Origin of the sequence: Granulicella sp. S156 (assembly GCF_009766105.1) — a bacterium.
Classification (GTDB): domain Bacteria; phylum Acidobacteriota; class Terriglobia; order Terriglobales; family Acidobacteriaceae; genus Granulicella.
On record NZ_LMUH01000009.1, the window covers coordinates 478,484 to 499,635 of the forward strand.

At 58.9% G+C, this 21,152-nt stretch carries 19 protein-coding genes; 5 read left to right on the forward strand and 14 right to left on the reverse strand.

Translation table 11 applies throughout. From position 1 onward, the window contains the following. Positions 1-3: 3 nt before the first annotated feature. The 7 genes from lipA to GSQ91_RS09610 all read right to left on the reverse strand — a co-directional run bounded on the left by lipA (position 4) and on the right by GSQ91_RS09610 (position 6,148). Positions 4-954, reverse strand: coding sequence for a lipoyl synthase (gene lipA / locus GSQ91_RS09580; protein ID WP_158821305.1), 951 nt, complete (start codon positions 952-954; stop codon positions 4-6). A gap of 76 nt (positions 955-1,030) precedes the next feature. Beyond that, positions 1,031-1,480 carry a hypothetical protein gene (locus GSQ91_RS09585; protein ID WP_158821306.1) on the reverse strand — a complete coding sequence of 150 codons (450 nt, stop codon included), beginning with the start codon at positions 1,478-1,480 and terminating at the stop codon, positions 1,031-1,033. 8 nt (positions 1,481-1,488) lie between these two features. Continuing rightward, the gene (locus tag GSQ91_RS09590) at positions 1,489-1,869 is read right to left on the reverse strand and encodes a cytochrome c (protein ID WP_158821307.1); all 381 of its coding nucleotides are present in this window, start codon (positions 1,867-1,869) and stop codon (positions 1,489-1,491) included. Between the two features lie 35 nt (positions 1,870-1,904). Then, the gene (locus tag GSQ91_RS09595; RefSeq protein ID WP_158821308.1) at positions 1,905-2,957 is read right to left on the reverse strand and encodes a SurA N-terminal domain-containing protein; all 1,053 of its coding nucleotides are present in this window, start codon (positions 2,955-2,957) and stop codon (positions 1,905-1,907) included. A 170-nt stretch (positions 2,958-3,127) separates the two neighbouring features. Continuing rightward, positions 3,128-4,750: a phosphoglycerate dehydrogenase gene (gene serA, locus GSQ91_RS09600; RefSeq protein WP_158821309.1), complete on the reverse strand. Its 1,623-nt coding sequence runs from the start codon at positions 4,748-4,750 to the stop codon at positions 3,128-3,130. Positions 4,751-4,861: 111 nt separating this feature from the next. Then, positions 4,862-5,494 (reverse strand): hypothetical protein, encoded by a 633-nt coding sequence (locus GSQ91_RS09605; protein ID WP_158821310.1) that lies wholly within the window; start codon positions 5,492-5,494, stop codon positions 4,862-4,864. A gap of 24 nt (positions 5,495-5,518) precedes the next feature. Next, on the reverse strand, positions 5,519-6,148 hold the full coding sequence (locus GSQ91_RS09610; protein ID WP_158821311.1) for a hypothetical protein: 630 nt from the start codon (positions 6,146-6,148) through the stop codon (positions 5,519-5,521). Positions 6,149-6,436: 288 nt separating this feature from the next. On the opposite strand from GSQ91_RS09610, the gene GSQ91_RS09615 reads away from it, so the two are divergent. From GSQ91_RS09615 to GSQ91_RS09625, 3 genes are all read left to right on the forward strand, one after another. Beyond that, positions 6,437-7,165 carry a hypothetical protein gene (locus GSQ91_RS09615; protein ID WP_158821312.1) on the forward strand — a complete coding sequence of 243 codons (729 nt, stop codon included), beginning with the start codon at positions 6,437-6,439 and terminating at the stop codon, positions 7,163-7,165. Positions 7,166-7,733: 568 nt separating this feature from the next. Continuing rightward, positions 7,734-8,081, forward strand: coding sequence for a hypothetical protein (locus GSQ91_RS09620; RefSeq protein ID WP_158821313.1), 348 nt, complete (start codon positions 7,734-7,736; stop codon positions 8,079-8,081). 333 nt (positions 8,082-8,414) lie between these two features. Next, positions 8,415-8,585 (forward strand): hypothetical protein, encoded by a 171-nt coding sequence (locus GSQ91_RS09625; protein ID WP_216845160.1) that lies wholly within the window; start codon positions 8,415-8,417, stop codon positions 8,583-8,585. Between the two features lie 312 nt (positions 8,586-8,897). On the opposite strand, the gene GSQ91_RS09630 is transcribed toward GSQ91_RS09625, so the two are convergent. Beyond that, positions 8,898-9,131: a hypothetical protein gene (locus tag GSQ91_RS09630; RefSeq protein WP_158821315.1), complete on the reverse strand. Its 234-nt coding sequence runs from the start codon at positions 9,129-9,131 to the stop codon at positions 8,898-8,900. 376 nt (positions 9,132-9,507) lie between these two features. Here GSQ91_RS09630 and GSQ91_RS09635 point away from each other — a divergent pair, with 376 nt between their 5' ends. Beyond that, a complete protein-coding gene (locus tag GSQ91_RS09635; RefSeq protein WP_158821316.1) occupies positions 9,508-9,783 on the forward strand; it encodes a hypothetical protein in 276 nt (91 codons plus the stop codon). 15 nt (positions 9,784-9,798) lie between these two features. On the opposite strand, the gene GSQ91_RS09640 is transcribed toward GSQ91_RS09635, so the two are convergent. From GSQ91_RS09640 to mfd, 6 genes are all read right to left on the reverse strand, one after another. Continuing rightward, on the reverse strand, positions 9,799-10,986 hold the full coding sequence (locus tag GSQ91_RS09640; protein WP_158821317.1) for a glutathionylspermidine synthase family protein: 1,188 nt from the start codon (positions 10,984-10,986) through the stop codon (positions 9,799-9,801). Between the two features lie 3 nt (positions 10,987-10,989). Beyond that, positions 10,990-11,382: a hypothetical protein gene (locus tag GSQ91_RS09645; protein WP_158821318.1), complete on the reverse strand. Its 393-nt coding sequence runs from the start codon at positions 11,380-11,382 to the stop codon at positions 10,990-10,992. A 109-nt stretch (positions 11,383-11,491) separates the two neighbouring features. Continuing rightward, the gene (gene galU / locus GSQ91_RS09650) at positions 11,492-12,370 is read right to left on the reverse strand and encodes a UTP--glucose-1-phosphate uridylyltransferase GalU (RefSeq protein WP_158821319.1); all 879 of its coding nucleotides are present in this window, start codon (positions 12,368-12,370) and stop codon (positions 11,492-11,494) included. A 333-nt stretch (positions 12,371-12,703) separates the two neighbouring features. Then, positions 12,704-14,476 carry a DUF885 domain-containing protein gene (locus GSQ91_RS09655; protein WP_158821320.1) on the reverse strand — a complete coding sequence of 591 codons (1,773 nt, stop codon included), beginning with the start codon at positions 14,474-14,476 and terminating at the stop codon, positions 12,704-12,706. Positions 14,477-14,523: 47 nt separating this feature from the next. Further along, positions 14,524-15,537, reverse strand: a complete 1,014-nt coding sequence (locus GSQ91_RS09660; RefSeq protein ID WP_158821321.1) for a hypothetical protein — start codon at positions 15,535-15,537, stop codon at positions 14,524-14,526. 85 nt (positions 15,538-15,622) lie between these two features. After that, positions 15,623-19,537, reverse strand: coding sequence for a transcription-repair coupling factor (gene mfd / locus GSQ91_RS09665; protein WP_158821322.1), 3,915 nt, complete (start codon positions 19,535-19,537; stop codon positions 15,623-15,625). A 41-nt stretch (positions 19,538-19,578) separates the two neighbouring features. Here mfd and gatB point away from each other — a divergent pair, with 41 nt between their 5' ends. Further along, positions 19,579-21,075 (forward strand): Asp-tRNA(Asn)/Glu-tRNA(Gln) amidotransferase subunit GatB, encoded by a 1,497-nt coding sequence (gatB, locus tag GSQ91_RS09670; RefSeq protein WP_158821323.1) that lies wholly within the window; start codon positions 19,579-19,581, stop codon positions 21,073-21,075. Positions 21,076-21,152: the final 77 nt, after the last annotated feature.

Sequence of the window (21,152 nt, forward strand, 5' to 3'; positions counted from 1 at the left end):
GGACTATGCCAGACCGGTGCTCTGTGCCTGCTCATGCGCGTGGTAGCTGGAGCGCACTAGCGGACCACTCTCAACATGGCGGAAGCCCATCTGCATCGCTTCGTGCTTGAGGAAGGCAAACTCGTCCGGCGTGTAGAAGCGCGACATCGGCAGGTGGTCGCGCGAGGGGCGCAGGTACTGGCCGACGGTGAGGATGTCGACCTTGCGATCGGCGAGGTCGCGAAAGACCGCGAGCAGCTCGTGCATCTCTTCGCCCATGCCTACGATGATGCCGGTTTTGGTGACGATGGGGCCATCAGCGTGCATGGAGGACTCGCGCTTGGCGTTGTCGAGGAAGGCCAGCGAGCGCTCATAGCGGCCGCCGGATTTGGCGACGCGGTAGAGCCGAGGGACGGTCTCGATGTTGTGGTTCAGGATCTCGGGGCGGGCGTCGACGACGAGACGGCGTGCCTCTTCGACTCCCTGGAAGTCGGGAGTGAGCACTTCCACCTGGCAGCCGGGGGCCTGCTTACGGATCTCATGGATGACGTTGACGAAGGCCTGTGCTGCGCCGAGGTTGTCGTCGTCGCGGTTCACGCTGGTGATGACGGCATGCTTCAGGCCAAGCTGTGCGACGGCATAGGCTACGCGCTCGGGTTCCTGATGGTCGATCGGTTCCGGCTTGCCCTTGGGCACGGCGCAGAAGCCGCAGCGCCGCGTGCAGAGGTTGCCGAGCATCATGAAGGTCGCGGTCTTGTGGTTCCAGCACTCGCCGATATTGGGGCAGTGTGCGGATTCGCAGACGGTGTGCAGATTGAGTTCGCGAGCCAGCTTCTTCAGGTTGTGGAAGGTCTCGCCCATCGGCGCGCGTGCCTTGAGCCACTCGGGCTTGGGGGCTGGTTTGCGCGGAGTCAGGTCGATCTGGACTAACGTCTCAGTCTGCAAGTGCGTTTCGGTCTGGAGCAGCGGGGCCATGAGCTTATTCGATTGTAGCCTTTCCAGAAAGAAGCGAGGAGCGGGCGTTTATCGGGCTTGAGCGGTGAAAAATGCTCTAGCGCAGGCGCTCGCGTACTTCGGTGCGGCTGAGGTAGAGGAAGAAGACCATCGCGAAGAGACCCTGGATGACATAGGGCGCGATGTGTGTGCGGTGGAAGCCGTAGAAGTATCCGGCGGCCATTGCCAGGCAGCCAGCCGTGACCAGAGCCCATCCCCAGCGGCGCAGGCGAAACAGGCCGAAGACACCAACGACCAGCAGTGTGCACACACCTAGGATGCTGTACTTCGCCGTGCTCAGGCCGAACGTGCCGCGTATGGCGGCAAAGGCGTTGAGCATGGCTATCAGCAGCAGGTACATGCCGATCAGCGCCATGCCGGGCAAGATGCCCTTGGCCTCTCCGGCAGGGGTTCCGGGAAGGTGCCGCGAGCGGAAGCCGAGATCCTGCGCGGGCGGAGGCACTGGTGGGGTGTCGGTTGTGTGTGGGTTTTCAGGGGTGTTGGGCATGATGTCGGTTACAGCGTATGCAGATACGCCAGCAGATCTTCGAGGTCCTGCGGGTCGGTGTTGGGCTGCGCGGGCATCAGGTTGCGCCCATGCAGCACGGTCGCGGTTACGCGCTCGTCATTCGCTGGAGCGCCACTGGGCAGGTAGGTTTTCTTGAAGACCCCAAGCAACGGCGGGCCATGCAGCGGGTCGGAGACGCGATCGTAGTGGCACTGGGCGCAATGGGCCTGAAAGACCTGATGCCCATGCACCTGTTGCGCGTTGAGCTGATCGAGCGGCATCGGCGGAGGCGTAGAGTGGCAGCCGGTGATGCAGAGGATGGAGGCTAGAGTGTAGAGGATAGAGAGGGCGGGAATCCGCCGAAGTGCCCTGTCAGAATCGTTGTTCACTATCCTCTATCCTCTATTCCCTACACTCTGCATTTTTACTTGGCTACGCTCTTGAAGATCTGTTCTGCGAAATAGTTATCGATCTTGGCCTGATCGTGCAGCATCTCGAAGTAGGCGGCCTGGAGCAACTGCAAGCGGCTGTCGTGGAGCTGCTGGCGGATGGCTTGCTGCACGCGCGTATCGCTCAGGTCGCGCTGCCCTGCGGCCTCCTTGGCGATGAGCTTGTAGATGGAGTAACCCGCAGGCTTGTGGGTAGTGGCATCGAGCAGGGGAAGAATATCGGTGATCTGCCCGGCTTTGAGCTTCATGATTGCGGCATAGGCCGTGGGATCGCCCTTCATCTGCGACTCGGGAACGAAGCCCATGTCGCCACCGTTGGGTGCCGTGTCCTGCCGCTCGGAGAAGTTGGAGGCGATAGTGCCGAAGTCTTCACCAGAGTCGAGGCGGCTCTTGAGTGCCAGGATCTTCTTGTGGGCCTCGTCGTCGTTGGTGGCCTTGGAGCCCTGCAGGTTGCCGGCCTGCTGCGCAGGCTGGTTGGTTACCTGGATCTGCGCCAGATGGTACTGGTTATCTGCCAGGTTGTACTCGGCTTTGTGTGAATTGTAGTAGTTGCTGACATCGGCGTCGGTGACCGTGATCTTGGAGTTGATCTCCTTGTTGATCAGCTTCTTCTGGGTGAGATCGCGGCGGAAATCGCGCCTGACTTCGTCGAGGGTGAGTTTGTTGGCCTTGAGGCGTGCCTGGAACTGGTCCTCCGTGTAGGGGGCTTTCACCTCTGCCAGCCTGGCGTCGACCTCGGCGTCCGTCGCGGTCAGGCCTTCCTTGGCCGCTCGCTGCTCAATCATCTCTTCAGTAATCAGGTTTTGGAGAATCTGAAGGTGCGCGGCGTCGGCCATGTCCTGTGAGGGAGTCTGCTGCTGCGGATTGCTGGCGAGTTGCGCGTCATAGGCCTTGTCCAGATCGGCGCGCTGGATGGGGCGGCCGTTGACGGTGGCGACGACGCCATCCTGTGGGCCCTTATGGCAACCGGCGAGGAGGAAGAGCGTGGAAGCAAATAAAGCGGCGGACGAGCGAAAGATCTTTGACATTTGGGGAGGGTTCCTGGGCTGCACGGCTGGTATGGCGCGGCTTCCTTCAGTTTACAGGAGGAGCAGGCTTCTGGGGCCATTATGGTGGGTTTGAAGCCATGCCATAGCGGCTCCTGCAACGCTGGGAGGCAGGAACCGTTATGGCATGGGACTGAGGTGTTTTGGGGAGGTTAAAGCTTCTCCAACGCCACAATGCGCACGCTGGAAATAGCCTGAACCTTACGCAGTTCTGCAAGTGCTTGCTGCAGCGCCGGTTGCGACTCTGCGGGTACGTCGAGCTGGACGACAGCCAGGGCCGGGCTCTCTGGAACACGTGAACTGCGCCCCAGCGCGAAGTTGGCGATATTCAGCTTCGCCTCGCCGAGGATGGTGCCGATACGCCCGATGACGCCCGGTACATCCTGGTTGCGGATGACTACCAGCGTGCCGGCGAGTTCGGCTTCGATGTCGATGCCGTCGTAGCTGAGCAGGCGCGGTGAGTGGCCGTGCAGCACCGTGGCCGTTGCGGTGGAGTCGCCCTTGGCCGAGTGCAGCGCCAGCCGCAGCACCGCGCCGGTGCCGCCGGAGACGTGCTCACGCTTGTCTTCCTGCAGGCGGATGCCCCGGTCCGTGGCGGCAGATGCGGCGTTGATGCGGTTGATGCCGTCGGAGCCCTCCAGAATGCCGGCGATGGCAGCGTTGCGGATCAGGTCGGTCTTGAGCTGAGCCAGCCGGCCGTTGTAGGTGAGCGCGAGGCTCTCGATGTTGCCGCCAGCTTCGGAGGACCCAATCGCATGGGAGAGGAACTGGCCCAGCCGCGCCGCCATCTCGATGTACGGTGAGACTTCGGCGTACTCCTCTTCGGAGAGCGAGGCGACATTCACTGCATTCTGTACAACACCGAGCTTCAGGTAGTCGCGGACTTGATTCGCGAGCTGGATGCCGATGGCCTCTTGGGCCTCGTCGGTCGAACCGGCGATATGCGGCGAGAGCAGCACGTTGTCGAGCTCGAAATAGGGAGACTCCTTGAGCGGCTCGGTGCGAAAGACATCGAGCGCGGCGCCGGCTACGTGTCCGGATTTGATCGCCTCGGCCAGTGCTTCATCGACGATGAGTTCGCCGCGCGCGCAGTTCACGATGCGGATGCCCTTCTTCATGATCGCGAGCGAGGTCTTGTTGATGAGGCCCTCGGTCTGCTGGGTCAGGCCCACATGCAGGGAGAGAAAGTCGGAGTTGGAGAAGATCTCGTCGATGGGCACCAGGGTGACGCCGTTTTCGCGCGCAATCACCGGGGCAACAAAGGGGTCATAGCCGAGCAGGTTCATGCCGAAGGCCTTGGCGCGGCGTGCAACCTCAAGCCCGATGCGGCCGAGCCCGACGATGCCCAGCGTCTTGCCACGCAGCTCGGAACCCTGCAGCGACTTCTTCTCCCACTTGCCTGCATGCAGTGCGGCGTTCGCGCGGGGAATGGAGCGGGACATGGAGATCATTAGCCCGAGCGTGAGTTCGGCGACGGCGACAGCGTTCGCGCCCGGCGTGTTCATCACAACGATGCCCCGGCGCGTGGCTTCGGCGGCATCGATGTTATCCACGCCAACCCCGGCGCGGCCGATGATGCGGAGCTTGGGGGCCGATGCCAGCAACGCTGCATCAGCCTGGACGGCCGAGCGTACGATGAGCGCGTCGGCATCGGCGAGCTCGGCAGGCAGGCCGCCGGGAGCGATCTTATCGGCGGTGACAACGTTCCAGCCTGGTTCTTTTTGGAAGATGGCAAGGGTGGCGGGCGAGACTTTTTCAGCGAGAACGATCTTCAAGAGAACTCCATCGAGGCAAAGTGGCAACTCTTCTATTGTAGTGGGTCGAAATGGAAGGAAGTTTTAGTCGGAATATAGGGAAAGCAGGGAAGACGCACAAAAAACAAGCCCTTACTGTTTCTTCAGCGCCTCAATATAGAGCGTATTGAGCTGTTGCACGATCTGCTGCAATGTCGTCACATCGATCAAAGTGGCGGCGGTGTCATGCAGCAGGCTCTCCGTCTGGTTCGTGCTGATTGTTGTGAAATTGTTTTCCATGTAGATCGGCGTCATGGCCAGCGTCTGGCGATGAATTACCTCGATGACTTGATCGTCTACCAACTTCTGATGTTGATAGAGATCGGCGTATCCCTGCACCTCTTTGTAGGGCATGAATCCGAGCGCTCCTGTGTCGCGCGCGCTGTTCCACGCCGCATCGTGTAGCGAGTTGAACGACATGGTGAAGGTGAGCGTGCCTTTGAACGTCTTAGGATTGGCGCGCATCCTGCGAATGGTGTCGAGGTTGCTGTTTGTCCGGTCGAGGTCCTGCTGCAACAGCGTGATGTCTTCCTGCGCGGCCTTGTGGTTGTCTTCGATCTCCTGCCGGATGTTCTCGCGGGCCTCGTGCACGAGATGGCGATGGTGCACGTACTCGACAAAGGCTTCGAGCGATAACGCGATGAAAAGGCCGATGGTCACGATGGTCAGATGGGTGAAGAAATCGCGCCAGGTGTGAACGGGTTCGTGCGGTGCGTGGACGTCCATCAGGTTCTCCGGGGAAGGTGCGTTCTAGGGCTTTCCGTTCGCGTGATCGTAGATCAGATCGAGACTGTGGCAGAGGTCGCGGAGATAATCGAGTTCTATCAATGCTTGCTGGGAGTTTGAGATCATCGTATCGATCTCTGCCGGCTGCAGATCGGCGAGCTTGCGTCCGCCCTTCAGGGGCTCGGTAATTTTGTAGATGGAGCGCTCGTAGTTAATGGCTTGATCGTTGACTACTCCCTGCTGACCGTAGATGACGAAGTATCCTTGGGCGTATTCGTAGGGCATCAGGGCGATGGCTCCGGTATCGCGTGCCGTGTTCCAGGCGGCGGAACCCATACCGTCCCACCCCCAACCCGATATGAGCTGTACGGAAGTCGGTTGATGTGCCTTTACGGCGGAGAGAAGTCCTAGATCGGATTCTATCCGCTGTTCGTTGCGGTCAAGTAGTTTCTCGTCATCCGCCAGCTTCTGCCGGTTGTCGGTCATCTCGGCACGGAGGTTCGTCTCGGCCTGATGCAGCAGGTGGCGATGGTGTGCGGCCTCAACCAGGCCTTCAAGTCCAAGTGCGATCAACAGGCCGATGGTGATGGTGGCCAGGTGAAGGAGAAAGTCCTTCCAGGTGTGGATAGGTTCGTGCGGTGCGTGGACATCCATGCTTCTGCCGGCTCCGTGCGGTGAAAAGGGTTGTCCGCAGTTTACCGGAAGAAGTGCGGCACAAAGCTGCTGAGGGTACAGGTGATAGGCCTCGCATCGATCATCCGGAGGTCTGGCGATGGCTAATCTCTCACCGGCGCCTCTAGAAACACTCAGGATGGCGATGGAACCAACCATATCCTCACCCTCACGCTGCAGCCGGAACTCGACGCCAAGCAGGCCGTTAAGATCCAGCTAGGCAACTAGCATCCTGCAATCGGTTCTCCTCCACTGCTTCGGAGCTACAGCATGAGCTACGGTCCTTACCGGTATCAAAACGGAAACAAATACGTCTTCGGCTCAGACGGCCGATGGTGGATGGTTACGAATAGCCATGGTGGCGACGATTACGGCTATCCGGTTGGCGGCCATACGCATCGCGGACATCATCCACGACACCATGCATTCGCTCCGCCTGCTCTTCCAACCCACCCTCATTCGCATCACAGTGCAAACGGTCCGATGCGTCGTGTGGGAACCGCCGGATTCGAAAATCCAGACAATGTTCGCATCCGGCAATTGGCCATGGCTATCAATCATCAGGCTGGCTGGATTGCGACGTGGCAAGGGATTGGTGGCTTCTATGGAGCCAGCCTAGCGGGTGCGGCCATTATTGTAGGGACGCCTTTGGTGGCGATGGAAGTGAACGAAGCTCTTCTGGGGCCATCGGAAGGCCGCATATTCTACGAGAGTTACAATTTAACCAAGCAGGCTATGGCTAGTTTCATCGAAAGCAATGGAGGTCGGATTATCACTTCTACACCTCTCGGCGCTTGGGTAGTCCGAAATATTGGATTCGAAGGAAGGATCGCGTCTTGGGTGTGGGCTCGCTCATCTATGATGTGGGCCTGGGGTGCAGGCGGATCTATCAATATTTTTCTATCCGAAAATCCAAATGATATTTCGTTTCTCTTCAAGCATGAGTTGCCGTGGTTATTTTCGAATAGCTATGCATTTCAACCCTTTATCTATCATTGAAGTTTGACCTTGACCGGATCGCAAAACATGAACGTCACAGATTTCGACGAGCAGCAGTTTGCACTCATTAGGGGACATACGTACCTTCGCGATGACTACAAAGTGGAGATCTTTCTTCCGCTCGCTGTTCGATATCGCGAAGCAAATTGTTCTGTAACGGCTTTTACCGATATGTTGTCGGATGAACCTTCGTGGGCAAGGTATGTGCCAAATTTATTGCGTCCGTTCTTCGCGCATCTATACTTTCAGGTTTGGATTGAAGAACCTATGGTCTGCGATAACACAGACTGCCATCCGGAGACCTCTCCTGATCTTATAGAACGTAGAATAGCGGAGGCGCTACAAGCGAATCGAATTAAGTATGTTTTCGTAAGAAAGCAACTCGTTAGGGTGGCACTTGCTCAATACTTTGGTGTAGCGGAATTGCAGTTAGCTCACAATTTCCATGTTTCGTGCCGTGATAGCTAAGAGCGGTCTTTTTTGAGGCCTTGTACTGTTTGCAGGCAGCTTCCAAAATATTCTATTAAAAATCAAATCCAGATTTATCTAATCATGAGAGATGGTAAGAATGGGGAAAGATACTATCTGGAGTGCTCTTTCCTCCATCATGAAAGGGGTGGTGGGCAGGCGTTTCCGTTTGTATAAAGGGCCGAATTTCATTTTGCGTCGCGGAAGATCGCTGAGCCACAGTATTGTCTCTTTGCGCTATCAGGAAGGTGCTCAGGAACTAGACATTCTTGCGGAAGAGGGTGTGGATGGAGGATTTTCGATGGATGTAAATGAGATGGCAGCATCGAGCATCGGTTACCAAAACCTTTCTGCAGCGGAGAGGTTTCGTATCGCAAGGAATATCCGCGACGCTCTCGTTTCCCAGGGCTTTGCCTGTCAAGTGATTGCTGACAACCGATTAATCTGATTATGAATTTCGATAACTCTGTTTTGTGGAAATGGTGAAGCGATGAGCGGCTCTCTCGATAAGGGGTGGGACCTTGTCCTCCACATCGTGGGAAAAGTTCTTTCCAAGGGGATATCCCTGTTTAGCGCTGGATCGGATGCGGCTCTATCGCAGAAGCTTTATCGTTCTTTATGTCGTAACGTTGAGCTGAGTTGGGCTGCTCTGCTTATCAGGCATTCGGGGGTAATTCGTCTTCAAACTCCTCCCGCTCGCACACACTTTAATTACGCATTGTGTCTTGTGGACTTTAAGGACTTTACCGTGCAAGTTTCGGAAGGTAGAGCTGAAACCAGCGTGCAAGTCAAACCCTCCAGTGGCGGCGAATGGCAGGAGATTCAAGAGGCTCTGCGGGTCGCAACCGGTAGCCCTTCCACCCTGCGGCCACAGGACAGCCTTGCCACCTTTGCCGACGCCATGATGAATAATTGGGAGGCCTTAGCCAGTTTGCTTGCGCCGAAACTTTAGCGGCAAAGCTTCATTCGTGGGCCGGAGAAGGCTCTATGCGACTCTTCCTTTCCGGCTACACAGATTCCCTCACTCTTGGTGACCATAATGGCAACGATTGGACCGGGCTTCAAAGCATTACTCGATCGAAGCCGCCCAAGACCGGTCGTGGGTACAGGCTATCTGGTAGAGGTGCGCTCACGCGATGCCGTGCGCTATATCGAGGAGGATCGATCCATCACGATGTTTAGCGATCTGATCCATCGTACCGACGAGCCGTATCGGGGAAACAAGCTTTCCAGGTTTCTAAGCAGGATATTAGGAGACTGGTGTTTAGGGGTGTACATCGAGGATCCTCTTGTCTGGGATGACGATGACCTGACAGTAATATCCTTGGATCACCAGCACCTCATCTTGCAGCGTGTCGAGGCTGCTCTCAAGCAGAAGTGTCGCTGCTTTCGTATTGACCGAGGTCCCAACCAGCAGCACAATTCCCGATGAACATCCGCTGCGATTGAAGAAATGAGTGGCAAAGGTATGCGAGTGGCCGCGATCTATGAGGAACATGTTCGATCTGTAAGGAAAGGTATTTACCACGGTGCTGGATTTACCGTGATACCAGCCTTGCCCATCATGATTCGCTACTCCGAGGATGGCAGGAATGTCACTATGGTTGCAGAGCCACGCGTGGAGCGTAAAAATCGATGGTGAATAAATATCCTGCCCGACTTTTTTGATGTGCTATTCGCAGATTACTGGCTCGAAGTTTATGCCGAGCATCCGTTGGTCTGGGATAACACGACCGAAATACCATCCACCTCTGAAGAAGTAATCCTGGATCGAATGAAGGAAGCACTAGTGGCCTCGGGTTGGAAATTTGTAATACGGCAAGTTCCTCTAAAGGAGTAACTGTCACAAAGTCTTAATTCATAGGTGGCCTTACTTGTTTCACTCTCCATTATTTCGACCTGGCACGATCGTCTCCGACGAGGGATTTCGCGTCCGGCTGCTCTCGCGCTACTTTCTCCTTTATGAGGAAGAGGGTCTTTCTGTGAAGCTGCAATTCGAAGGGGACACACAGAAGGACCTCTTCTACGGCTCGATGGAATCGCCATCGACAGACATGCCGCTGAACCTGAGCCCGGAGACGGAAGAGCGAATCTACGGCAATGTCCAACAAGCTCTTGAGTGGAAGGGATTCTCGGTGCGTCTCGTTTAGATGAGGTCGAATTCTCTACCGGAAGAAGTGCGGCACAAAGCTGCTGAGGTTCCCGGTGATAGGCCCCGCATCTTCGCGAATGCCCATGCCGCAGCACTCCTGGTCGATCATCCACAGGCCGAGCACAGGCCAGCGGCCCGAATGAGGACCGTCCGGAAATACAGTTGCCGGGCCTAAGCGCTGGTCGATCAGCAGGCGGTTGTCATACGGCCCATCGGTGGCGATGTGCTGCCCCTGTTCGCCGGTAATCACGATGTTCGAACCCTCGCGCGAGTGCATGGGTTTTCTCACCCATCCAGCGGCCGGTTGCCATCCGCTGGAGCCGGTGACGAAGTGGGCTTCGAGCAGAAGCTCGTGGTTGGGATACAGCTCCCACAGCACCGGAAGAATTCCCTTGTTGGAGAGCAGCATCTTCCAGATGGGTTCGATCCAGCGCATGTCCTGATAGGTTTTGAGCGCCTGGGTCGCAAAGGCCTCTTCGAGCATGGTCTCCCACGGATAGAGCTTGAAGAGAGACTGGATCGGGTTCTCCTCTGGCTCGGTGTCGACGAAGCACTGCCGAGGCTCGCTCCAGCCGATATCCTGCATCAGAAGCTGGCTCGTAGGCAGCCCCGCCTGCTCGGCGGTGTCACGGATGTAGGCGACCGTGAGCATGTCTTCGGGGTTGTCGGCGCTGGCGAAGTAGATAGGTTTGGAAAGATAGCTCGCAACGTCCTGCCATTTGGCGATCAGCTTTTCATGCAGCGAGTTGAACTGATCGGCGTGGGGATAGACATCCTGCAGCCAATACCACTGGATCACCGCGGCTTCCAGCAGCGAGGTCGGAGTGTCGGCGTTGTACTCGAGCAGCTTGGGAGCGCCCTGACCATTCCACAGGATGTCGAAGCGTCCGTAGAGCGCGGGAGGCTCTTCGTTCCAGGCCCACTCGATCATCGGCACGGCCTCGGCGGGGATCTCGAGTTCGTCGTAGCGCCGGTTATCGATGACGTTCTGTGCAGCCGCGAGACACATCTCCTGCAGCTCATTGCCGGCTGCTTCAAGGCGGTCGACTTCAGCCGAAGTGAACTCGTAGCAGGCGCTTTCATCCCAGTAAGGGCGAGCGTTTGGCGCCGCAGGATCGGGTTCAGGCGTATGGAAGGTGAGGCCCTGCTGTTCGACGGTCTGCTGCCAGTTGGGGCGAGGTGTGAGAGTGTGCCGTTGCATAATTTATTCGCCTCCGCTGCTGCCGTGTGAAGAGAAGCTGCTGCCGAAGCCTCCACGACTGGTTCCGCTGGAGAAGGAGTAGCTGTGTCCAGCGGCCGGCGCGTAGCTGCCACCGCTTGCAATACTGCCTATGCCCCAGCCTCCGCCGCCACCGTAGTAGTAGCGATAGGAATGGGCAAGAAAGAGGTTGTTATTGCTGTAGGGAACTCCGTTGTTCTGAGGGGTCCCTGCGACTGGTTGCTGTGCGCCGGGAGGCAGATTCTTGCAGAAGCTGGGATCCACGACGTGATTGGACTCGTCGACGCAACGCTCCATCTCTTGATGGCGGCAGCCGGCGAGTAGAGTCATGGCCGAGGCGGCCAGCAAGGGGGCAATAACATGAGTAGAGCGACGCATGCTTCGAGTCCTTCAGGGGTTCGAAACATGGTATCGCATGGGTCTGGAAATAATCCGGGTGCCCCATCTTCGGGCACCCGCCTTTGTGGAGTGACGAACAGAAGATTGCTTAAAACTGCTGCGTCTTCAGCCATTCGCGGAACTTCGGTCCAAGTTCATTGTGCTTGAGCGCGAACTCGACAGTTGCCTTCAAAAAGCCGAACTTATCGCCCGCATCGTGGCGCTTGCCTTCGTAGCTGAAGCCATAGACCTTCTCATACTGCAGCAGCGCCTTGATGGCGTCGGTAAGCTGCAATTCGCCGCCCGCACCGGGCTTCGTCTTCTCGATCATTTCGAAGATGCGCGGTGTAAGAATGTAGCGGCCGATGATGGCGTTCAAGCTCGGGGCATCTTCGGGCTTCGGCTTTTCGACCATGTCGCTGACGTCGAGCAGTCGCGGATTCTTCGGGTCGGTGGTGCAGTCCAGGCAACCGTAGTGGCTGATCGCTTCGCGGTCCACAACCTCTGAGCCCAGGATGGAGGACTGAGTTTCGTGGAAAGCCTCCACCATCTGTTTCATGCACGGAACCCTGGAGTCCACGATGTCATCGGGAAGGATGACGGCAAAGGGCTCATCGCCGACAAGGTACTTGGCCTGCAGTACGGCATGGCCCAGGCCTAGCGGCTCGCACTGCCGCGTGTAGACAACGCGGGCCAGCTTCGTCACCGACTGGGCGATCTCCAGCAGTGCCGGCCGGTGGCGCGCGATCAGCGAGGCCTCCAACTCCGGCGACTTGTCGAAGTGATCTTCCATCGTCGCCTTATTGCGTCCGGTGACGATAATGACCTCAGTGCACCCAGCGGCAACCGCCTCTTCGACGGCGTACTGGATCAGGGGCTTGTCGACCAGCGGCAACATCTCTTTGGGAGTTGCTTTGGTGGCGGGAAGAAATCGGGTACCCATGCCTGCCGCCGGAATCACGGCCTTGCGGACTTTCAAAAAAGCCATCTACGCTCCAAACCTATTGATTTCAAGCTCATAGAACTTGATAAATATCCTACCAAGGCTGTTTCCCATAATGTCGGATATACACGACGCAACTGAGGCAACCCGTAGAAATGATTGGATTTCAGATGCCAAAACTACGTTGTATCCAGCTCTGGACAAAGCGTGCGCTAAACGCCCCTGGATTCCGAATCAGAGGAAATCCAGAGGAAAATTCAATGGGTGAACTGAAGGCTCGAGCTATCGCCGCCCAACCAATAGGTCGAGCTTTCAGTTCACTTTGGTTCATTGGATCGCGTAACTATTTCATCTTCACACGATGGCCTGGCAAGTGATCTACAGTACCGGGCTGTCGTCATGCAGCATGGTCTTGCGGATCACCTTCACCGGCGCAAAGCCCTGCCGCATGAAGTCGTCGTGGAATCGCTGCAGGTCAAACGCGGCGCCCTGCTTCTTCTTTACGTCCTCGCGCAGCTTCATGATTTCGAGCTTGCCGAGCGTGTAGTAGAGATAAAGGGCATCCGAAGTTCCGCGTTTGGTCTCCATCTCGCCGATCGAGCGCGATTGGTATCCCTCTTTGACGAAGAAGTTCACCGCATCGTCGAAACTCATCGCACCGCCTGTGCCGGTGTGCATCCGCACGCTCACCACAAAGCGGGCATCGCGCAGCAGGGCATCCTGCAGCTGGCCGAGACGAATGAGCTTAGCCTCGCGTTCCGTCTTGGCGCCAAAGCCTGGCTGGCCGTAGCCCTCGTCGAGCATCATCTGCTCGCAGTAGTGTGCCCAGCCCTCAATGTTGGTATTTGCGCCGAGCAGCTTGCGGATCTTCGAGGGGAACTGCGGCTGCCAGAGGAACTGCACATAGTGGCCGGGATAGGCCTCATGCACGCCGGTCGAAACGATGGTGCCGATGTTGAACGCGGCCATGTGCTCGGCGATGCGTTCAGGCGTCCAGTCTTTCTCCGGCAGAGTGACGTTGAAGTAGGCCTTGGTAGAGTGCGTCTCGAACGGTCCCGGAGGGTCCATGGAAGCCTGCGTCGTCGCGCGCATGAAGGGCGGCGTCTCTTCGAGGGTCGGCTGCACGTCGCTGGGGATCGTGATGATGTGATGCGAACGGATGTAGGCGATCAGCGAGTCGAACTCGCCGTGAAACGCATTCAACAACTGGTCAGGCGCGGGATGGATCGTTGCCAGCTCGGCCAGCTCCTCCTGCGGTGTCTTCGCGGGGTCGATCTCCTTCGCGACCCGTGCGAACTCAGCCTGATTCTTGTGCAGATCGTTGGTCGCGATCTGCAGCAGTCGGTCGAGCGGAATGTCTACCATCTCGTTGTAGGCGAGCGCTTTCTGGAAGGTGTCGGGGCCATAGCGGAAGTCGCCGTTGGAGCGGGGCAGCAGGTCGGACTTCATCCAGGCGCCATAGCTCTTAAGCGAGTCGATTACGGCGGCATTGGTCTTTGCGAAGTCGGCCTTGGCTGTAGCGTCGTCGGCATCTTTGAAGGCCTCCGGCACATCGGTCTGGAAGAAGCTGACCAAGCCGTCGATCTGTTCGAGGGCGATTTCGGTATAGATATGCGGCGGGTTCTTGAGGTTCTTGCGCGCTTCGAGCAGGGCCTGCGGAATCTGCCGCTCGCGTTCGACTGCGGCGCGCAGGCGTGTATTCACCGGAGCGTAGGGCCGCTCCATGACGGCAAAGATAGAGCTGGTCACGCCACTGGAGTAGTTGTCGGGGTTCTTCTCCCATCCGCGAATGACCTCGAGCTGCAGTAGGGTCCCGCGAACGTTATCGAGCAGGATCTGGAAGTCCGCCGCAGGCTCCGCATCCAGCGCTGCGGGGTCGATGACTGTCAGCTTCTTCTCGAAGTCATGCAGTGCGGCAATCTCCTTCTGCACACTCGCCGCGGAGTAGTCCTCCAGCTGCGTGTCGTACTGGTGCAGCCCGGCTCCGGTACCGGCGGTGGGCGCGAACTTGAAGTAGATCTGCTCGAAGTACTGGTCGGTGAGGTAGTTGAACGTCTGGCTCGCGCCATCGGCGGAGAGGCGTTGCGCGGAGGCGGACATAGCGGTCAGCATAAGGGCTCCGGCGAGCGAAGCGGTAAACAGAATACGCATGCCGCGAGTGTATCGAAACGCGCGTCAACGCACCATAATGGCCGGACTTATTTACCCCTCGAGCCCTTCTTTTCCAGCTCCCTAAGCACCGCAAGAATGCGCGGTTCGGCCTGCGCGCGATTCCAATGGGCCATCTCCTGCAGCGAGTAGTGCCGGCCAAGCTGCTCGGCCACTCTCAGGCCCAGGTAGTATCCGGCTCGAGCAGGAATCTTCGTATCCTTGCTCTGGTCATCGAGAAAATAGAGCGATGCATCTCTTTGAGACGTTGAATCGAAGTGGCTTAGAAAGTCCGCTGCGATGACCTGCTCTCGATCATCCAGCACCTTTACCTGGGGATCTTCAATCCACAGCGCGTCCATGTTGGGGGCAGTCGGGTTCAGTCTGCGCGAGACGTACGTTGCCATTCCTTCGGCCCAAAGCCGAGTCCAGAGAGGCTCGTCACGCTCCGGCTCATACGCAAAGAAGGCGTGATGATAGCGATGAAATAGTTCATGATGCAGCAGCGGAGGCAGATTGGTTTCGTGCAGCTCTACAATGTCGTCCAGCCCAAGCAGTAAAGCCTCCCGGCCTTGAATCCGCTGCGAGCGGCCATTGAAACAGCCGCCCGACGCCATGATGTAGATGTCTCCAGCCCATCGCATATCGGGAAACACTTTCAGGAAGCTGCGTCTCGCGTCCGCGATGGTTCCAGGTATGGCGGCATCGAGTGCGTGAATCGCTGGTATGAACTCAGCCAGAGTGGGGAAGTATTCTTTTTGCAGCGCGACGTCATTCAGGTGTTTCGCGCAAGGCTTGGCCAGGTCCGCAAACACGGCCGCATGCGGCTCGATATACAGTGTTTGCCAGCTCTTTCGTTGTTCTTCCGGAGATTTGTTCGATGCCGCGCTCCAGAAGCTCCAGAAATCCGGCATGAAGTTATGAACGACGACCTCGTTGCTGGAGCTTTCTGCCGATTGTGCCTGAGCGAAAGGTACTGCGAATAACAGCATCATCGAGAGCAGCACGGCGCGCGCTGCATAGACCATTTCAGAGTAGTCGCGTACGTTCTGCTTCGCCTGCATTCCATCTCCCTGGTCACAAGTGCGTCGACTTTGAAGTACGCGAACCCGTCCTATCCGGTTCCATTACGTAAGGGCAAGGTGCGCTTTATGCACTCACATCCAGCGCCGTCAGCAGATCCCGCGTCTCGGCGATAACGACATCCGCCTGCGCGCTGGTCAACGGCCACTTCAGCACACCCTGCGGCGTAAGCTGCGCACCGTTCTTCGCATTGCGTGCGACGAGCTTCATCAGTGCGCCTACGTTGACGCCCTTGCCTTCTTCCGCAGGAGCCGTGTGCAGCTTGTCGCTGAAGGTGACGTACAGCATGTCGCGCATCGCCTTGATCTTGCCGGCCTGAGCGAGCGGCGCATTTGCCGGACGCACTGCTGCCGTCTCGCGCACTGCCCGCGCCGCATTGGACTCTGTGCGGTTCAGCGCGGCGCGGCTGGAGAACTGCAGGTTCGCCGTCTGCGGGAGCTGGCCGTGACGGCCTGCCAATGGTGGCCGCGCCATCCGTTCGGCTGCGCTCAGGGCCGAAGGTGCCCACGCGCCACCATAGGCGGGGCGAGCCGCCGGCTTTGCGGGAGGTGCAGGTTTCTTCGCAGGCTCTTCAATCGCCGTGCGTTTGCGCTCGATCTGCGCGATGCCGAGGCGTTCGCAGGTCAGGCGAATCTCTCCGGCGGCGAGCAGATGCAGAACGTTTTCAGGTGGCGTGCCATAGCGGTCCTGCAACTCGTCGCGGACCTCGGCCAGCTCTGTCTGGGTCTGCGAGCCTGCGATGCGCTTGTACATGCGCAGCCGCTGGTTCTCTTCCGCAATGTATGAGTCGTCGATGCGCAGTGAGATTCCGAGGTTCACCGTGACCTGCGGCCGCTCCTCGCGGCCTTCGCCCTTGAGCCGGCTCACCGCCTCTTCGAGCATCGTGGTGTACATCTCAAAGCCGATGGCTTCGATGTGCCCGGACTGTTCGCCGCCGAGCATATTGCCCGCGCCGCGTAGTTCTAAATCAAGTGCCGCGATCTTGAAGCCAGCGCCCAGGTCGGAGAACTCTTTGAGTGCCGCCAGTCTGCGTCGAGCTATCTCTGTGAGCTGTTGCTCGGGTGGGATCAGCAGATACGCATAGGCGCGGCGGTTGGAGCGGCCAACACGTCCACGCAGTTGATACAGCTCGCTCAGGCCGTGTCGATCGGCACGATTGATGATGATCGTGTTCGCACGCGGAATATCGAGCCCATTCTCAATAATCGAGGTCGCGCACAACACGTCGTACTCGCCGTTCATGAAGGCGAGCATCACGCGTTCGAGTTCGGCCTCGGGCATCTGTCCGTGCCCGACCACAACGCGCGCCTGCGGCACCAGCTCGCGAATCCTGGAGGCCAGCTCGTAGATCGTCTCCACGCGATTGTGCACGAAGTACGTCTGCCCGCCCCGCTCCAGCTCTACCTCAACCGCGGTGCGGATCAGCTTCTCGTCGAACTTCGCGACGATGGTCTGGATCGCCATGCGGTCTTTGGGTGGCGTCTCGATGACGCTCATATCGCGTAGCCCTACGAGCGACATATGCAGTGTGCGCGGGATCGGCGTCGCCGACATCGCAAGAACATCGATGGCCGCACGCATCTGCTTCAACCGCTCCTTGTGGCGCACGCCGAAGCGTTGTTCCTCATCCACTACCAGGAGTCCGAGGTCCTGAAATTTCAGGCTCTGCGAAAGAATCGCGTGCGTGCCGATCAGGATGTCGACCTTGCCCTCCGCGGTGCGCTCGAGAACGTCTTTCTTTTCCTTGGCCGTGCGAAAGCGCGAGATCATCTCGACGATGACCGGGAACTTGCTGAACCGTCGCTTGAAGCTCTCGAAGTGCTGGAAGCAGAGCACTGTTGTGGGCGTGAGTATGGCGACCTGCTTGCCGTCCTGCACGGCCTTGAAGGCTGCGCGCATGGCGACTTCGGTCTTGCCATAGCCGACGTCGCCGCACAGCAGGCGGTCCATCGGCTGCGTCGACTCCATATCGCGCTTGATGTCGGCGATGGAGTTCAGCTGGTCTTCGGTCTCGTTGAAGTCGAACGCATCTTCAAATTCACGTTGAAGGTTGTTGTCCGGAGAGAACGCCGTGCCTACCGCGGCCTTGCGTTGCGCGTAGAGCTTCAGCAGCTCTTCGGCCATGTCCTGCATGGCCTTTTTGACGCGCGCCTTCGTCTTGGCCCAGGCGGGGTTGCCGAGCCGGTTCAACTGCGGCGCAGGGCCGGTTTCAGTGGAGCGATACTTCTGGATCAGGTCGAGCCGCGTGAGCGGAACATAGAGCTTGGCCTCGTCGGCGAACTCCAGGATCATCAGTTCCAGGGGTGGTGCGTCGGGCTGGTCCAGGATTCTCAGGCCGTCGTAGCGTGCAATGCCGTGCTCGACGTGGACCACGTAGTCGCCTACCGCGAGATCGCGAAAGTCCGAGATGAAGGCCGCGGTCTTCGACTTACGAGCAACGGGCCGCGCATTCACATCCGCATCGTCGGAGATGTCATTTGCCCCAATGACCACAAGCTGCTGGGCCGTGGCACGATCCAGGTCCAGCACCTGCACGCCGTTCGCGATCGCCGCGCGCGCGATCACCGGCGTACGCAGGTCGCCGGCCAGATAGCTCGACTCCGAGTACACCGTCGTCGAACCACCCTGCTGCGGCCGCGAACCGATGCGGTACGGCACGCCGTACTCCTGCAATAGGCCGGCGAGCCGTTCGACTTCGCCCTGATTAGCGGCCGCGATCAGCACGCGCGCCTCGTTCTCCATCAGCGACTTCAACTGGTCCACCATGGCGGGGATCGATCCGTGGAAGCGCATCGTCGGGCGCGTCGCAAACTCAATCTCACTGGCATCGCTGCGGTCCGCGTCCAATATGTCGACGATGCCGATCTGGTCGAGCTCGCAGCCCGGGTACGCGCGGATGCGGTCCTGCAGCTCCCACGGCGAGAGGTACAGATCTTCCGGCCTCACCAGCGAGCCGATGCCCGCGCGGTCGTGGGCCTGCTCGACCTTATTCCACCAGCGTTCGCCCTGGTTCTCGACCATCGCCGGTTCTTCGACGAAGACCCGCGTCTGTGGCCCCATCAACTCCAGCAGGGACGATTTTGCCCCGGCGACCGCGGCGTAAAACTCCCAACCGGGAAATACCGTTGCCTCCCCCGTGCGGGTCGCTACGTGGTTGACCAGTTCATTAGGCGTCTCGCCGCCTTCGAGCTTCGCCCCGGCGGCCGTGCCGGAGCGTGTGAGGCGTCGATTGATCGCTTCCAGGAGCTTTTCGGTAACGGGCGTTTCGGTCAGCGGCAGCAGCAGCACGTCATCGAGCGCGGAGCTCGACCGCTGCGTGTCGGGATCGAAGCGGCGAATGGACTCAATTTCATCGCCGAAGAAGTCGATGCGCACCGGGCGTTCCATCTCTGGCCCATAGACGTCGAGGATGCCGCCGCGGCTCGTTACCTGCCCCGGCATCTCGACGACGTCCACGCGCGTGTAGCCGACCGAGAGCAGATGCTCAATCAGCATCTCGGGAATATGTTCCTCGCCTGTGCGCAAGGTGAGCGCGAGCGCAGCGTAGAAGTCGCGCGTGAAGAGCCTCATGCAGGCGGCTTCCACCGGCGCAATCACCAGTTTGGCGGCCCCGCTGGAGAGCTTCCACAGCGCGGCGGAGCGCTGTTCCTGGATCTCGAGGTGGGGTGACAGGTTCTCAAACGGAAGCACATCGTGCGCAGGCAGCCGCAGGACCTCTTCGCCGGCAAGCACGCCCGTCAGCTCGCACGCCGCGAGCACCGTGGCGTGCAGGGCCTCAGCTGCCTTGTTGTCGGAGACCAGCACCAGCGCGGGGGATTGCGAGGCGCGAACGAAGTAGGGAAGATAGAGCGCACGTGCGGTCGCGGTGAGTCCGGACACACGTCTCCGCCCCGTGCCGCCCGCTAAATGGCGACGCACACGCTCAAAAGCGGCGGAGTGCTCCAGGTCCGCCATCAACTCGCGGACGAAGGGAAGAATCATGCAGTCTCTAGTTTAGCAACGACATTGATAAACTAAGCGTTATGCCAGCCGTTGCAGGTCTTTCGCCCGAAGTTCTCGCCAAGTACCAGCCCGTCATCGGACTTGAGGTCCACGTCCAGCTGCTCACGCAGTCCAAGGCCTTCTGCGGTTGCCGCAACGAGTATGGCGGTGAGCCCAATACCCACACCTGCCCCACCTGCCTCGGGCTGCCCGGTGCGCTGCCTGTGCTGAACAAGCAGGCGGTGGAGTTCGCGGTGCTCGCGGCGAGGGCCATTGGCTGCGAGATTCGCGAGACCAGCATCTTCTCGCGCAAGAACTACTTCTATCCGGACTCGCCCAAGGGCTACCAGATCTCGCAGTTCGATAAGCCGATTGCGGAGAACGGCGTCATCGTTGTTCCCGACGCCGGGGGAAACCCCAAGCGCATCGGCGTAACCCGCCTGCATATGGAAGAAGATGCCGGTAAGAGCCTGCACGACGGCTTTGCCGACTCCGTCACCCGCACCTACATCGACCTTAACCGTTGCGGAACGCCGCTGGTCGAGATCGTCTCCGAGCCCGACCTGCGCACCGCCGACGAGGTCTTCGAGTACCTGACGAAGCTGAAGGAGATCCTGCTCTACACCGGCGTCTCGGACTGCAACATGGAAGAGGGTTCGCTGCGCTGCGATGCCAACGTAAGCGTGATGCTCAAGTCGGACTGGGAGGCGCGCGGCGCCGCAGCCTTCGGCACCAAGGCCGAGGTCAAGAACGTCAACTCGTTCCGCTACATTCGCTCGGCTGTGGAGTACGAGATCGAGCGCCAGATCGGCGTGATCGAAGAGGGCGGCCGCGTAGTGCAGGAGTCGCGTCTCTGGAACAGCGCCGAGGGCCGCACGTACTCGATGCGTTCCAAGGAGCAGGCCCACGACTACCGCTACTTCCCGGAGCCGGACCTTCCGCCGCTGGTGGTGGGGCCGGAGTGGCAGAAGCAGATTCTCTCCGCGATGCCCGAACTGCCCGAAGCGCGCCGCGCCCGCCTCTCGGCGGAGTACGGCCTCTCCGCGCAGGACGCAGCTACGCTAACGACGACGCGCTCGCTGGGCGACCGCTTTGAAGTAGCCGCCAAGACAGCCAAATCGCCCAAGCGTGTAGCGTCGATCCTGCTCAGCGAGATCACCATGCGCCTGCGTGCGGCGGAGATCGCGTTCGAGCAGTCGCCGGTCACGCTGGATGGTGTTGTGCTCGCCGCCGACCTTGCGGAAGCGGGAGAGATCTCGTCCAAGCAGCTCAAGCAGTTGCTGGATGCATGCTTCGCCGAGGGCAAGGACTTCGCGTACATCTACGATCGCGACAAGCCACAGCAGATCTCCGACACCTCGGCCATTGAAGCGATGATCGACGAGGTGATCGCCGCCAATCCTGCACAGGTCGCTCAATTCAAAGGGGGCAAGCGGACGGTTGCTGCGTTCTTCGTCGGCCAGGTGATGCGGTTGTCGAAGGGACAGGCGAACCCGGCAGTGCTGAATGAGTTGGTGGTGAAGAAGCTGGACGCGTAGTGCGTAGCTGCTAGGCGGTATCCACATATAGACTTTGCAAGTTTTGTAGAAGCTGATGCAGTTGAAATGTGGCGAGT